Origin of the sequence: Pseudomonas sp. FJ2-5-13 (assembly GCF_029201605.1) — a bacterium.
Lineage (GTDB): Bacteria > Pseudomonadota > Gammaproteobacteria > Pseudomonadales > Pseudomonadaceae > Aquipseudomonas > Aquipseudomonas lactis.
Window position 1 is genome coordinate 195,491 of the sequence record NZ_CP104045.1, and the last position, 15,218, is coordinate 210,708.

Consider the following 15,218-nt stretch of genomic DNA (forward strand, 5'->3'; position numbering starts at 1 on the left):
AACGCCCCGCTGCATGAGAGCCTGACAATGGATGTTCGCCAATTCGCCTTCCTGGCCCGCCAACCTTCTGCCGCCCTGAAGCGCCGGGACGCGTTCTTCGGCCTGCCCAAGCGCGGGCTGGCCTTGATCCTTGCCAACGCACTGTTCTGGCAGCCGCTGCTGGCCCAGGCCGAGGGCATTGTGGTCAGTGCGCCGGGCACCACCGTGGGCGCGGCAGGCAATGGCGTGCCGGTGGTAAACATTGCCACCCCCAATGGCGCGGGCTTGTCCCATAACCAGTTCAAGGACTACAACGTCGGCCCCAACGGCGTGATTCTCAACAATGGCAACGGCGCCATGGTCAACACCCAGCTGGGCGGGATCATCGTCGGCAACCCCAACCTCAAGGGCGGCGCGGCGAACGTCATCCTCAACGAAGTCAACGGCGGCAGCCCCAGCCAGTTGCGCGGCTATACCGAAGTGGCGGGGCAGTCGGCCAAGGTCATCGTGGCCAACCCGTACGGCGTGACGTGCAGCGGTTGCGGCTTTATCAACACCCCCAACGTCACCCTCACCACCGGCAAACCGGTGCTCGACGCCAGCGGTCAATTGCAGCGCTATGAAGTGGATGGCGGCGCGGTGACCATCGACGGCGAAGGCTTGAACGCCAGCAACGTCGAACGTTTCGACATCATCACCCGCTCGGCCAAGATCAACGCACAAATCAACGCCCGCGAACTCAACGTGATCGCCGGGCGCAACGACGTCGATGCGCAAAGCCTGAAAACCACCGCCCGCGCCGATGACGGCAGCGCCAAGCCCGAGCTGGCGATCGACTCGTCGGCCCTGGGCGGCATGTATGCCGGCGCGATCAAACTGGTGGGCACCGAAGCCGGTGTGGGCGTGAAGCTCGACGGCACCCTGGCCGCCAGTGGTGGCGATATTCAGCTCGACGCCAACGGGCGCCTGAGCATGGCGCAGGCGGCGGCCACCGGTAACGTCAAAGTCACCGCGCAAAACGTCGACCTCACCGACAAGGTCTACGCCAACGGCAACGTGCAGGTCACCAGCGCCCAGGCCTTGGTCAACCGCAAGAGCATCGCCGCCGGCCAGCGCATCGAGATCAACGCGGCCAGCGTGAACAACCCCGGCATCATCGAAGCCGGCGTCGCCGCCGATAACAGCCGCAACACCACGGGCGACCTGGTGGTGAACGCGCAAACCGTCACCACCAGCGGCAACCTGTTGGCCAGCCGCGCCCTGGCGATCACCGCCGCCCAAGCGCTGACCAACCAGGGCGCGATCATCCAGGCCAAGACCGTCGAGGTCAGCAGCGCCAAACTCACCAACCAGGGCGCCAGCGCACGTCTGTTTGGCGAACAAACCCTGGCGATCAGCTCACCGGCCATCGTCAACCTCGGCGGCTTGATCCGCTTCGGCGAAGGCCAGGCCGCCACGCTCAACAGCGCCTCCCTGGACAACCGCCAGGGCCGTATCGAAATGGCCGGTGGCAGCCTGGTGCTGACCAGTGCCGACCTGAACAACAGCGGCGGGCAAGTCATCGCCAACGACCTGACCGTCAACGCCGGCAACCTGAACAACCAGAACGGCGTACTGGTGGCCAAGACCGCCACCGTCAATGCCAGCAACCTCGACAACAGCCTCAAGGGCCTGATCCAGGCCGACGGTGGCGCACTCAACCTCGCCGTAACCAACACCTTCAACAACAATCAGGGTTTCGCCCAGGCCAGCACCGATCTGAACGTCACTGCCGGCACCCTCAGCAGCAACGCAGGCGGCGTACTGAGCGCCGACACCGGCAAACTCACCCTCACCGCCACACAACAGCTCGACAACGCCCAGGGCCGTTTGCAGGCCGGGCAGGGCGATATCGAACTGCACGCCGCCAGTCTGGATAACCAGGGCGGCACGATCGTCGGCAAGCAACTGCTGCTCGACGTGGCCGGCGGCGACATCGACAACCGTGCCGGGCGCGTGTTGGGTGACCACCTCGACGTGCGCGCCTCGGGCCTGGACAACCGCAACGCCGGCCTGCTGGCCGGTGGTGCCCAGGGCGTAAGCCTGCTGCTCAAAGGCCCGGGCCAGTTGCTCAACGCCCAGGGCCGCATCCAGAGCGAGGGCCTGCTGCAACTGCAAGGCGAGCGCTTCGACAACAACGCCGGCATCCTGCTGGGCCAGACCGTCGACGTCACCGCGCAGACCTTCACCAACAGCAACAAAGGCGCGCTGGTCAGCGATGGCGGCGACGTGGTGCTCAAGGTCAGCGATCTGCTCACCAACGTCGGCGGCCAGATCGATGCGGGCGAACGCAGCGTGCTGGTCAAGCAGCTCACCACCCTTAACAACGACGGCGGCACCCTGCGCGGCAAGCGCCTGGACATCGCCGCCCAGCACCTGAACAACGACAACGGCCAACTGCTGGCCGGCGCCGAAGGCCTGAGCTACAGCGGCCAGGATGTGAGCAACCGCAAGGGCCTGATCCTCAGCGGCGGCGCCCTCACCGAACTGAACACCACCCGCCTGGATAACCACGGCGGCACCGTGCAGGGCGACAGCCTGAGCGTCACCGCCAACAGCGTCGACAACGCCAGCGGCGGCCTGATGGCCAGCCTGGTCGGCAACCTGCAACTCACCGTAGAAGCCCTGGCCAACCGTGGCGGCAAGCTGTTCGGCAAAGAACAAGTGACCGTCAGCGGCGCCAGCCTCGACAACAGCGCGGGCGGCCAGGTCAGCGGCAACCAGCTCAACCTGACCTCACGCAACACGCTCACCAACCAGGGCGGCCTGATCGAAGCCAACCAGGGCCTGACCTTCACCGGCGGCAACCTGGACAACAGCGCCAACGGCCAACTGCGTGCACTGGGCGGCGCCAGCAGCAAACTCAACCTCAGCGGCGCGCTGAACAACCAGAACGGCACCCTCGAATTCGGCAGCCAGGCCTTCAGCCTTGACGCCGCCAGCCTCAACAACCAGAACGGCATGCTGCAACACGCCGGCACCGGCCTGTTCCACCTCAACACCGCCAGCCTCGCAGGCAGCCAGGGCAATATCCAGGGCATGGGCAGCGCCGACTGGGCGTTTGGCAAGGTCGATGGCCTGGGCCGCGTGCAACTCAACGACGTGCTCACCTACAAGAGCGCCCAAGGGCTGGCCCTCAAGGCCGGTGACCGCATGGCCAGCGCCAAGGGCTTGATCCTCAACGTGGCCAGCCTGGACAACGGCGGCGAACTGCTCAGCGACGGTGACATCAGCATCACCACCGGCGATATCACCAACAGCGGCCGCGTCTCGGCCCTGCAAACACTCACCGTCGCCGCCAACAACCTCAGTCAGAACGGCGGCCGCCTGGCCGCAACCAATGCGCGCCTGACCCTGGGCGGCACCCTCGACAACCTTGGTTTCTTCACCGCCCGCCAGCAACTGGACATCGCCGCCGCGCAAATCAACAACCGTGGCACCCTCGGTGCCCAGGGTGCAGTGAACCTCACCGCAGTCAACGGCATCACCAATGCCGCCAACACGCTGCTGTTCAGCGGCGGCGACATGACCCTGCGCAGCAATGGCTTCAGCAACAGCTATGGCGATGTCTACAGCAAAGGCAACCTGAGCTTCGCCGCCCGCGATGGCGGGCGTGCCGTGCTGTTCAGCAACCGCTCCGGCACCGTGGAAAGCGAAGGCTCGATCGGCATCAATGCGGGCTTTATCGAAAACGCCAAAGATGAATTCGAACTCGGGCAAACGCTGACCACCGGCAGCTTGAGCTGGATCTGTGGCCAGCACTGCGGCGAGAGCGACAACTGGGAACGTGGCGAGATCACCATCTACGAGACGTACCTTGAGGCGGCGACCAAGGACTCGGTAGCGGCGCGCCTGGTGGCGGGCAAAAACATGCTGCTGCAAGGCGACACGGTGCAGAACCGCTACAGCCTGATGGCCGCCAATGGCGACCTGAGCATCACTGCCGGTGACCTGCTCAACCAAGGCGCCGCCACGCGCACGGGCCAGCGCAAGCTTGTCATCGGCACGCCAGGTCACGTCTCCGACGATTTGTTTGAACGCATGCAATATGTCGATGTGCCCGCGTTCAATGCGGCCACGGCGGCCGGGAATTTCGACAAGGCGCGCTTCGAAGAACTCAAAAGCCGCTCACCCAATAGCCTGCCGTTCGCCTACGCAAGTGACGTCACCACCTGGACCAACAACAGCGGCCCCGGCTACGACGCCACCCTGCAAGCGGGCGGCACGGTCAACCTCAACGTCGCCCGTACCCTGCAAAACGGCACGCTGCACAACAACACCCTGGCGCAGTTGACCGGCACCCTCGGCGACGACCAGACCGGCATCCCCGTCGGCGGCATCAACATCAACCTGAGCAAACACGCCAACGACCCGAGCGCCCAAGCGCCCGGCAGCGTATTGCCCGTGGTAGGCGTTGCCCCTGGTGGCGGCTTCGTGCCCGTGGACTACACCGGCACCGCCTTCGCCCCGGTCGACCCCACCACCTCGCCCACCTTCCAACTGCCCAAGGGCGAGTACGGCCTGTTCGTCAAAAACGCCGACCCCACCAGCCACTACCTGATCGAGACCAACCCCGAATTCACCTCGGTGTCGGGCTTCTTCAGCTCCGACTACATGCTCGGCAAACTCGGTTTCACCGCCGACAACGCCTGGCGCCGCCTCGGTGACGGCCAGTACGAAACCCGCCTGATCCGCGACGCTGTGCTCGCGCAAACCGGCCAACGCTTCCTCGCCGGCGGCCTGTACAGCGACGCCGACCAGTTCCGCTACCTGATGGACAACGGCCTCGCCAGCAAAGACGCCCTGCGCCTGAGCCTGGGCGTGGCCCTCACCGACCAGCAAGTCGGCGCCCTGACCCACGACATCGTGTGGATGGAAAACCGCGTCATCGACGGCCAGACCGTCCTCGTACCGGTGCTGTACCTGGCCCAGGCCGACTCGCGCAACGTGCGCGGCAACAGCCTCATCCAAGGCCGCGACCTCAACCTGGTCACCGGCGGCGACCTGATCAACGTCGGCACCCTGCGCGCCAGCAACAACCTCTCCGCCATCAGCAGCGGCAGCATCTACACCGGCGGCCTGGTCGAGGCCGGCAACAACCTCAACCTTCTGGCCCAGGACAGCATCCGCAACGCCATGGCCGGCGAAATCCGCGGCAAACAAGTCAGCCTTACGGCCCTCAAAGGCGACATCACCAACGAGACCACCGCCATCCAGGTGCGTGACGGCGCCGGCATGCGCACCCTCACCGACACCAGCGCCGGCACCATCGTCGCCCGCGAAAACCTCGCCATCGACGCCGGGCGCGATCTCACCAACCGAGGCGCACTCACCGCTGGCAACGACGCCAACCTAACCGCCGGCCGCGACCTCAACCTCATCGCCGCCAGCGACACCCGCGTCAAACACGAAACCCGCGACGGCGGCGAGAAATCCACCATCACCACCGACGTCAAAAACCTCGCCGCCAGCGTCACGGCGGGCGGCAACCTCAACATGCAGGCCGGGCAAGACGTCAACATCGTTGGCAGCAATGCCACCGCCGGCAAAGACCTCAACATCGCCGCCGGCCGCGACCTCAACGTCGCCTCGGTCAGCGACATGCACAACGTCGAGGGCAAGGAAAAGGACGGCAAAAAACGCATCAAGACTTCGGACGACCAGACCACCCAAGTGGCGAGCGTACTGACGGCGGGTGGGGATTTTGTCAGCCAGGCGGGGCGTGATACCACGATTGTGGCGAGCAGGATCAGTGCGGGGAATGAAGCTTATCTGTATAGCGGGGATAAGTTGAACCTGCTGGCGGCGCAGAACAGCACTTACAGCCTTTACGACATGAAGGAGAAGGGGGGCTGGGGCGCGAAGAAGACCAAACGTGATGAGGTGACCCACGTCACGAATGTGGGGACTGAGATCAAGACTGGTGGTGATCTGTCGCTGGTCAGTGGCGGTGATCAGTTGTATCAGCGGGCCAAGCTTGAGAGTGGTAAGGACCTGGCGATCACCAGTGGCGGTGCGGTGACGTTCGAGGCGGTCAAAGACCTGCACCAGGAGAGTCACGAGAAAAGCAAGGGTGATCTGGCGTGGACCAGCGCCAAGGGCAAGGGGAATACCGACGAGACGTTGCGTCAGAGTGAGTTGGTGGCGCAGGGCGAGCTGGCAATCAAGGCCGTGGACGGCCTGAAGATTGATGTAAGGCAGGTTAACCAGAACACGGTAAGCCAGACCATCGACGCGATGGTCCAGGCGGACCCAAGCCTCGCCTGGATCAAGCAAATGGAGCAGCGTGGCGATGTTGACTGGCGCGAGGTCAAAGAGCTGCACGACAGCTTCAAATACAGTAATTCCGGCCTGGGCGCCGGCGCGCAGATTGTCATAGCGATCATTGTTACCTACTTCACGATGGGGGCAGCAAGCGGCGCAATCGCCGCCGCTGGGACGGGTACCTCGATGGCTGGGGCGACGGCTGCTGCCACAGCCACATCTGCCGCAGGCTGGGCCAATGCTGCGGGCAGCGTTGTGCTTGCCGGTATGGCCAGCAATGGTGCTATCAGCACAATCAATAACCGTGGCAATTTAGGCGCAGTGGTCAAGGACGTAACCTCCAGCGATGCGATGCGGGGCTATGTTGTCTCGGGTGTTACCGCGGGGCTGACCGCAGGGTTCTACGACGACTGGACCAGCACGCAGACAGGCACTACTACTGCGCTGCCTAACTCGGGCGCAGTGACATCCGCGAGCCCATTGAGTACCTGGCAAGGTGTTGGTCAATTTACTGCGAATCAGGTTCTGCAAAACGGCACATCGGCCATCCTGACTAAAGCGCTGGGAGGAGAAGCCAGCTTCGGGGATGCATTGCAAAGCAGCCTTGCCAATGCATTTGCTGCCTATGGCTTCAACATGATTGGTGATGTCTCCAAGAATCGGTTTGCCGACGGCGGTATCACCAAGATTGGGCTGCATGCGTTGATGGGCGGGCTGGCAGCTGAAGCCGCTGGCGGCGATTTCCGTACTGGTGCGTTGGCAGCAGGTGTGAACGAAGCCCTGGTAGACAGCCTCGCCAAACAGTACGCCAGCATGCCGGAGGATAAGAGAAAGAGCTTGCTGGTGATGAGCTCGCAGTTGATTGGTGTGCTTGCGGCGTCGGTGGACAGTGATGCTGACGGTGAGAGTTTGCAAACTGGAGCATGGGTGGCGGGCAGTTCGACACAGTACAACTACCTCAACCATGAAGAAAACCAAGAGCGCTGGGCTGCCAAGAAGAAATGCCAGGGAGGAGATAGTGCTGCGTGTGGGCGTGCTGACGCTCTGGATGCTCTAGATAAAAGTCGAGATTTGGCGCTAACCACAGCCTGCAGTGCGAATGGTGCAGGTGCTACCTGTCGTTCTTTACGGCGAGAAGCTTCGGAGGCTGCTCGAAGCCTTGTGGTTGCGAGATTTGGCCCTGAGGCTAAAGAGCAGGCTAAGCAAGTTGAGCAGAATAAAGAGCTTGCGGCGTATTCCATTGAGGCGGAGCTTCGAAGCATTAAGCAAGTAGATAGCCCGATTGCGCTTGCTCAGACAAAGCGCCTGGCTGAGCAGCTCGCTGAATTTGGTTCAGACTTCATTCCGGTTTACGGCGATGCAAAGGGCTTCTATGAGGCTGAGGATCCGTTTGACTATGCCATGGCGAGTATTGGACTCATCCCGGGCGCTGGGGATGCGGCACAAAAAGTTTTAGGTAAGGCTAAAAAGCTGTATTTGGAAGGAAAGGTTGCTGAGTCTGCGGATTTGGTAGAAGAGCTAGCAAAGAGCTTACCTTCAGGAGCAGGTCCTAAAAATCCACTTCTTGGTGATTCGCTACCCCGAAGCGGTGATCGTTTAGTTGTGAATCAAGGGCCCGTACCTACATGTGGTCACAACTCATGTGGCATGGTTTTGGATACCATGGGACATAAAGTAGACATAGGAAATCTGATTGAAAAGCTTCCACCCGGAAAAGACGGGATTTTCCCTCAGGACGTTGCGAATTTGATGAAGTCTGAGGGCGTCAACACGGCAGTTTATGCAAGCCGTAACGTTGCTGATTTGGCAAGATACACAGCAAACGGAACGCCTGTTATTGTCCAAGTGGTGGATAAAGCAGCGGGTACCGGATTTTCCCATTTTGTTGTGGTCGACGGCATTACTACCAGAAATGGCATTTCTGTCGTAGCAATTCGTGATCCTCATGGTAAGCAGTATTTTAGCCCCGCGACTACTTTTGAAAAGAATTTTTCAGGTTATGTTGTTGTTCCAAAGGATGCTCTGAAATGAAATTAAGCATTAAGTTTCCCGAGAATTTGTTAACCCATAGCATGCTCGAGCAAAGGCTGATTCCTTGCATTTGCAAAATTGCAACGGAGTTTGAAATTGAATTTTTGGACCCTTTGCCAGAAGCTGCAGGAACCGTTCTGGAGTGGGATCGTGCAGAACTTGAAAAAAGAGCGATAGGTGGGGTAGGTGGGCAATACTCTCACTATGCACACGGTCGGGTGACGTTAAAAAAAGTTGATATTGATATCTACCAAATATTGGATCTTGAAATGTTTTATAGGCTTTTTGGATGGTGCAGCATCTTGGAAGATGGCAACTATGCGCCGCCGGGGCAGTTTTGGGATGATGAATAAGTTGAAAAGGAAAGGGGACAGATTTATTTAAATTAAAATTTGAAGGTGCACTAAATATATCGCCCTCCTTTTGTTAATAGATATACTTAATGAGCCAAATATCAGAAATATTTCTGTAAGGGTGGCACGGTGATTACCACATATAAACTCGAATTTCGACATAGGCCTAGTGTTTCAGAGTCTATCGAAGAGAGGCATAAAGATTTTTTGAGAGCTATAGGCGATTTGGGCGTTCCGTGGAATTTGAACGATGCCTTTGAAGTCCCCCCTATTGGAAGCGAGTTGGTGACCTCGGTGTCATTGGATAAGCTACTTCCAGTCGGCGTTAAAGGTCGAATTTCATATGCTCTGCGAGATCAGAAGTATCTCCAGGATGATGCGCAGTTTGATGATACGCTATTTATTGAATTCACAGCCTCCAAAGTCGACTATTCATATTTGTTGAAGATTGTTTTTCCTGTTTATATAAAGGCGTTTGGCTCCTATCGCTCAGCTTTACATGATTGGAATGTTACGAGGAGCGATTGGCCTTTAGTGTTGGAAGCTTGTGATGCTACAAAAAAAGACGTTAACGGTAGGGATGGCGTTTTCCGTATAAATGCGGCGAATTATTTCGATAAGGAATTGTGTTTTCGCGCCTTCGGAAAAGGGCCGCTTGAACTTGTTGATTTGTTGAATGGTTATGTAGAAGAAGTGTGTGAGTTTGAAGAGGGGGTTTTGATTGTAATTAGTTATACTCCGCTTTCTGCCGACGAACTACTCAGTGCGGGTGAGCGACTAAAGAGCTTAGTGGTTTGATTTTTTTGTCTGGTCAAATTGGTTGATATATTACAGTTTTGATTGGGCTTGGTTGAGTTGGTGTAAAGGTTCTGTTTTGGTGGTTCTTTAACAAAATGGTTTCTTGTAAGTCGGTCGGGCAGTTATGAGTTAACTGCCCAGATTCTGCTTTAGATCTTCGCGTTTAATTTTCGTCCAGTAATATCCAGCAGATCACACCCGTCCCTCAGCGGGATAGCCAGAAATAGCGCAAGAACATGCAACATAATCGCACAATTGCTGATCTTCTCCCTAAATGCCAGTTATTAAATAGAACTGTCCCCTTTTCATTCGCGATGGTGAGAAGGTCGGAATTAAGGTGGTGAACTAATGGCTAGGTTTAGAGAAATTATATATTTGTCTTATTCGCAATTTTGCGTGGAGGTTAGGGAGTGTCTCTTTTAGAGCTTTGGTTGACGAAGGGTACCATATAATTAGCCTTTTCATTAACGAACAAGTGCCCGCTATAAGCGCAGACGTGGTTCGGGCCTTTAAAGTTCCCTTCTCGGTAATAGATAGAAATATTGAGGTTGGTAGTATTTCGAGTACGGTTCCTCTAGAACTGCCTGAAGGAGATTATTCTCTTCAGGTCGAATTTATAAGACCCTCCTCAAGTGGAGCGTATGAAATAAATGTCCATTTGAATTTAGGGGGCTGCGATTTTGAGGTGTTGAGAGCAGACGCCGAAATTGACGCGCAAGGTGAGTTTGATATCGGTGCGGTTCCTGCGGGATAAACATTCGGCGAAATGGGGCGGATTTATTTTAATTCAAGATCGCGGTAGAAAGCCTATTAAATAAACAAAATTTGTCCCCTTTATATCGAATAAGGTTATCTGAGGAGAACGAATTAGCATGGTTTCCAATATCGGTGAACTGCAGCAAACAGTGAATTTGATAGGCGATAAGTTGGGAGCGCCTAAGTCTATGCTGTTGGTCAGAGTGAGCTCACCCGAGGATGGAACTCCTCACGTGGAGTTCAAAAGTGGTGGTTTTGAATATGTTTCCTCAGAAAGGAGTTATGAGATTTTCAGAAAATACACGCGTTCGCTGGATGAACTTCTCTTTTGGATAATCAGTCGTGTAGCTTTCAATATGGCGGTAGATTACGAGCTCTCCCATCGTGTTGCCGGAAAAGACTCCAGAAGAATGATTTTTGAAAAGTACCTCTCGGAACTTAGTAGGATTAATAAGGAGTGGGGAAAAAAAGCGTCTGATGAAATCGAGGCTATACTGATCACCGCTCCATTTGTAGATAGTTGAGATCTAAGGGAATGATCAGGAAAGAGAAAAGGGGGTCCAGGGTCGGCTCTCCCCGCATGCCCTCCAAAAAAAGGAGCTGAATAATGCATTCCGTACCCCTAGAGCATGAGAAGCGAAAGTTGATTTTCTACGTGGTTCAAGACTTAGATCAGTCTATTAGATCTAATGTGCAGCAGCTCGTGAATGAGCTCGCTGCGTCAAGAATATGGAGCATTGCCCCGCCAACCTTTACTGACGCGATAGACGAAGGGGGCGCGGAAGTGGTGGGTGGAATGTTGGAAATTTATTCAGCACTGCAACCGAATATACTGTCTGTTGATATGGATTCAAAAAATCTAGATGAAGTAGAAGAAATAGTCTGTGCCGTTAAAAAGTTATCGGAAAAGGAAAATATTTCCTTTGAATTTCTGTTGGATACAACTTTTGTCGGCGCCATTGATGATGGTGTTGTTGATCGAGTCTTGTTGGAGGGACTGCTCGTGCCGTGGCGAAATCATATAAATGGAAAAAGTTGAGTTGGTGCCAGAGCGGAGAAGAATAAAAAAGTGAGAAAAGGGAAAGGTTTATTTAGAATTAGAGTTGAAAAACATATTAAATAAATCTGTCCCGTTTTTCACATTTTCACGGAGAGAAAACGTGAAAAAAATTAGCGTAATGGTAGTTATATTTCTGATTGCGGGTTGCGCGCCGTCACGGTCTGCGTGGGTATCCAGTAAAGATGGATGGATAGGTACCACCTTTGAATCTCACGTATACAGCATTTGCTCGCGCACGCCCGATACATGTACTGAGCCATTTTGGTCCCCCGCTAACAAAGAAAAAACGTTCAATAGGGTAGTAAAAGAAAGCAGCGGGACGCGTTACTACATAACCTGGATTAGGAGTTGCCGCTATTCGGTGCTTGTGTCTCCGGAAAGTAGGATAGTTTCATGGGAGTATGAGACTAATAATTTAGAAAGTTGCTATTTATTTTAGGTTGATATATATAAAGAAAAGGGCGAATTTATTTAGGCTGGAGTTGGAATGCGTATTAAATAAATCTGTCCCCTTTTGTTAATCGCCTCTCTTGCTGCCCAAGCCGGGATATACCTCTGTGCCGGTAAGTGGCATTGGGGCAGGTGCAGCATTTAAAACGGATACTGGGCAAATGGGGACGAAGTTAGGTAAACATGTCAAAGACTTCGGAGGGGACCCATCCAGTGCCGCAGATCGTAAATTTGTTACAGATTTGATTAACGATATTGGGAATAACGCCACAAAGGTTATCCCTGGTACCTTCGCGGGACAGGGAGCTAATGGTGCGCTAGGCAATGTCTATTTTAGAATTAAGGGCAATGATGTCGTGGTGACCAAGCCGAATGGTACGTTTGTGACGATTTTGAAAGATGGCGTCAACCAAAATCCATCAGTAAAAAGTGCGCTGGAAGGGAAGGTTAGATGATGAAAGAGTCTTCGTTGAAGGCGTGGCTTATACTTGCCATTGGCAAAAAGCTTTTGTCGGTGGACGCACTGATTCATAAGTTAGGCTCGGTGGCGCATGGTTTTCCGCAAGAGATTAGTTTCCATTTTGAAGGAAGCATTCCTGGTCGTTTATTTTGCGATAGTGATGGGGCTTCGATAGGACTGTCCGTGGAGCCATTAACCGAGTGCGATATGCAAGAGTATGGCGCGCAAGTAATTGCGTCGATGTCCGACGATGCATGCTTTAGTAATGTTATAAACAAAACGCTGTCCTCAGCTGTTCTGGTGAAATCCTCAGTGGAGGATAGGGTTGTGGGTGTTGGTTTTTCATTTGATTGTGAAGAACGTCTTTTTATTTTGAATTTGGGAGATGAGATTTTTGTTTACAGGTCTATCCCCTCGGATGTTGTTGAAAGTGAATTTCTTGTTTTTATAGCCGTGGAGGGGGAGGACTGAAAGGTCTGGCTAATAAATATGAAAAATTTAATAATTTATTATTTTGGTTTGTTTGTGTTAAGTGGCTGTGTAACCAAAGATCTGAGCGTTGAAAACCGCCAGCAAATCAAAACTGTCAGTGTGTTGCTTGCCTCATTCCCGGAGCAGCAGTTCAAGTACACCAGCATGGATCAAGCCTGGGGGGCCGGCTTAGGTGCCGGTGCCGGGGCGGCTGTGGGAATGGCATCGGATTCGTCCAAAGTCGCTACCAGTGCTATGGCTGGCGTGGGTGTGGTAGCGGGCGCGAAAGTGGCTGATGGTGGAGCTTCAAGTCCACGGCAGGCAATTTTGTTGAACTTGCAGCGTAACGAAATAGATCCAGGGCAGTTGTTCAAACAACTGTTGGAGGCACGGATCAGTGCTGAGCATTTATTCAAAGTTGAACCGGAGGGCGGCCGGGCCGATGCGCATATAGAATTCGTCGTGTCCGAATGGGGCTTTGCCTTGAAAAACTACAGTGCAGAGCTTTATCCAACAGTGGGCATTGTAGCGACCATGAAGCTCGGCGACGCAGTAGTTTGGAGGAATTTCGAAACTGTCACAGCGTTCAGTGATGGAAATGTCCAGGCGTATACACCTCAAGAGTACTCAACAAACCCTGAAGCTCTCCGTAGCGCTTTGCAGAATGCTTTCGAGTTAGTGATAGCTAAACTAATAGCTGATTTGAAACAATAGGCGCTATAAGGCGTAGGGAGAAAAGGGTACAGATTTATTTGAATGAGGCTTGAAAAGCATATTAAATAAATATGTCCCCTTTGTTCTGCTGTTTGTCACGGTACTCCAGTCAGCAATATATTAAACCAAATTCCAGGGTTTAATGGGTTTGCTACATTGCACGATGGTTGGATGATTAACTTGAAAGCTCACAAACAAGCTGATATGTCGTTTTTTGAAAATTTGGGCAGCATGCCGCCTGCTCTGCTTGTAAATTATGGAGCACTGTACGATAAGTACCGCCCAGCAATTGAGTCGCAGAAAAAGCGTGAAAATTAATAAATGGCTTTTGGTAGTATTATTGTCGGCCTTGGCTGGCTGCGCACCTTCCCATTCCAATTGGGAAAATGGAATGAATCTATGGGTAGGTACTCATTTCGATTCCCACCTTTACAAAGACTGCACTCGAGGATGTGGCGACTCATATTGGTCGCCTGTAAATAAAAATAAGACCTTTGATAAGGTTGTTGATGAAAACGGAGGCAGGCGGTATTACATAACTTGGATTAGAGATTGCCGATATTCGGTTTTTGTCGCTGCGGATCGGCTAATAAAGTCATGGAGATACGAAACTTCTAACGTAAAAGGATGTTATGTCTTTTAACTGTTGTTTTAAGGGAAAAGAAAAGAGAGAAAAGGGGGCGGATTTATTTAAATGGCTAAGTAAAAAATAAATCTGTTTCGAATGGAGCTGCGATCGAAGGGGACAGATCTATTTGCATGGAGCCGTTTCGGTGAAGAGTCGAATATAGGATATATTTTTTTTAGAGCAGAAAAGGGGGCAGATTTATTTAAATTAGAGTTGAAGAGCATATTAAATAAATCTGTCCCCTTTTGTTCCTTTTGTTCCTTTTGTTCCTTTTGTTCTTTTGTTCGCAACGGCCCGTGAGAACTCTTATCCAGGACGAATCAGGCCGGTATTGGTTGCAAGGGCAAGGTGGGGGAAAATTACCCCTTCAGGTTCTTACGATTTTGTCACATTGCCGGATGGGACTATCAAGGTAAGCCGCCCAAATGTGAATGAGCAATTTTCAACCCATCTGGGGTAGCGTGGGGGGGAAGTTAAATATGCCGGCTCTATACGCTTTGGTAATAATGACGGTCCAGAGCGAGGAAAAATAACAAGATGGGATAATAGTTCCGGTCATTATCAGCCACCTGCTACTCTAAAGGCTAACTCTGGGTTACCGGAAAACTCATTTAATCCAAGGAAATAGTTTGGTATGGATTCAAGATTGATATCACTCTGTAAAGAGTTGGCGAAAATGACTTCTGATCAGGCGGCAGCTTGGATATTGAGCCGGTACCCGCTTACTTCAGATAATTGGGGTGAAGCTTTATTACTCCTTCCTCATAGATCTTGGAAAAAACCAGAGCAGAAACGTTTAGCGGATTATTATTTTAAGAAAATTCCGTTCTCTAGCGCTAGAGGATATGAAACCTTCGCGTCAATTATGCCAGTTAAGTTAATGGTTGCATGCATTAACGATGCATTGCCCAAAGATCCTAGCAGGCTCGAGTTATTGTTTTATCATCTTGTCCCAGTGCTTAAGCGTTTTGCGAAGAATGATGCAGATCGAAAAATTATTGAGACTTTACTTTCGGCTTTTTCGATAAATTTTCCAAAAGATAATTGAGAACAAAAGGAGGCGGTTTGTTTGATCTTGCTAGAGAAGTGAAAAAAGGGAGCGGAAAAAAAGGGAGCAGATTTATTTGAATTAGGGTTGAAAAATCTATTAAAAAAATCTGTCCCCTTTTTCTGATTTCCGGATCAGCATCAGGGTGGAATACATCGTGCTGGAGG

Annotated in this window: 10 protein-coding genes; all 10 read left to right on the forward strand. The window is 53.3% G+C overall.

Annotated features, from left to right (window positions below):
• Positions 1 to 27 precede the first annotated feature (27 nt).
• The 10 genes from N2A98_RS00810 to N2A98_RS00855 all read left to right on the forward strand — a co-directional run bounded on the left by N2A98_RS00810 (position 28) and on the right by N2A98_RS00855 (position 15,051).
• On the forward strand, positions 28 to 8,313 hold the full coding sequence (locus N2A98_RS00810; RefSeq protein WP_275622886.1) for a DUF637 domain-containing protein: 8,286 nt from the start codon (positions 28 to 30) through the stop codon (positions 8,311 to 8,313).
• Positions 8,310 to 8,666 carry a hypothetical protein gene (locus N2A98_RS00815; protein ID WP_275622887.1) on the forward strand — a complete coding sequence of 119 codons (357 nt, stop codon included), beginning with the start codon at positions 8,310 to 8,312 and terminating at the stop codon, positions 8,664 to 8,666. Before N2A98_RS00810 ends, N2A98_RS00815 begins: the two co-directional genes overlap by 4 nt.
• Positions 8,667 to 8,795: 129 nt before the next feature.
• Positions 8,796 to 9,464, forward strand: coding sequence for a hypothetical protein (locus N2A98_RS00820; protein ID WP_233453529.1), 669 nt, complete (start codon positions 8,796 to 8,798; stop codon positions 9,462 to 9,464).
• Positions 9,465 to 9,891: 427 nt separating this feature from the next.
• Positions 9,892 to 10,218 carry a competence protein ComJ gene (gene comJ, locus N2A98_RS00825; RefSeq protein ID WP_275622888.1) on the forward strand — a complete coding sequence of 109 codons (327 nt, stop codon included), beginning with the start codon at positions 9,892 to 9,894 and terminating at the stop codon, positions 10,216 to 10,218.
• A 118-nt stretch (positions 10,219 to 10,336) separates the two neighbouring features.
• Complete coding sequence (locus tag N2A98_RS00830; protein WP_186607951.1) at positions 10,337 to 10,744, forward strand: Imm63 family immunity protein; 408 nt, start codon at positions 10,337 to 10,339, stop codon at positions 10,742 to 10,744.
• A gap of 83 nt (positions 10,745 to 10,827) precedes the next feature.
• Entirely contained in the window at positions 10,828 to 11,259 is a 432-nt protein-coding gene (locus tag N2A98_RS00835; RefSeq protein ID WP_275622889.1) for a hypothetical protein, read from the forward strand.
• Between the two features lie 632 nt (positions 11,260 to 11,891).
• A complete protein-coding gene (locus N2A98_RS00840; protein WP_186607952.1) occupies positions 11,892 to 12,185 on the forward strand; it encodes a hypothetical protein in 294 nt (97 codons plus the stop codon).
• Positions 12,182 to 12,661 carry a hypothetical protein gene (locus tag N2A98_RS00845; protein ID WP_275622890.1) on the forward strand — a complete coding sequence of 160 codons (480 nt, stop codon included), beginning with the start codon at positions 12,182 to 12,184 and terminating at the stop codon, positions 12,659 to 12,661. Before N2A98_RS00840 ends, N2A98_RS00845 begins: the two co-directional genes overlap by 4 nt.
• A gap of 18 nt (positions 12,662 to 12,679) precedes the next feature.
• Entirely contained in the window at positions 12,680 to 13,375 is a 696-nt protein-coding gene (locus N2A98_RS00850) for a hypothetical protein (protein ID WP_057709502.1), read from the forward strand.
• Positions 13,376 to 14,679: 1,304 nt separating this feature from the next.
• Positions 14,680 to 15,051, forward strand: a complete 372-nt coding sequence (locus N2A98_RS00855) for a hypothetical protein (protein WP_232289401.1) — start codon at positions 14,680 to 14,682, stop codon at positions 15,049 to 15,051.
• Positions 15,052 to 15,218: the final 167 nt, after the last annotated feature.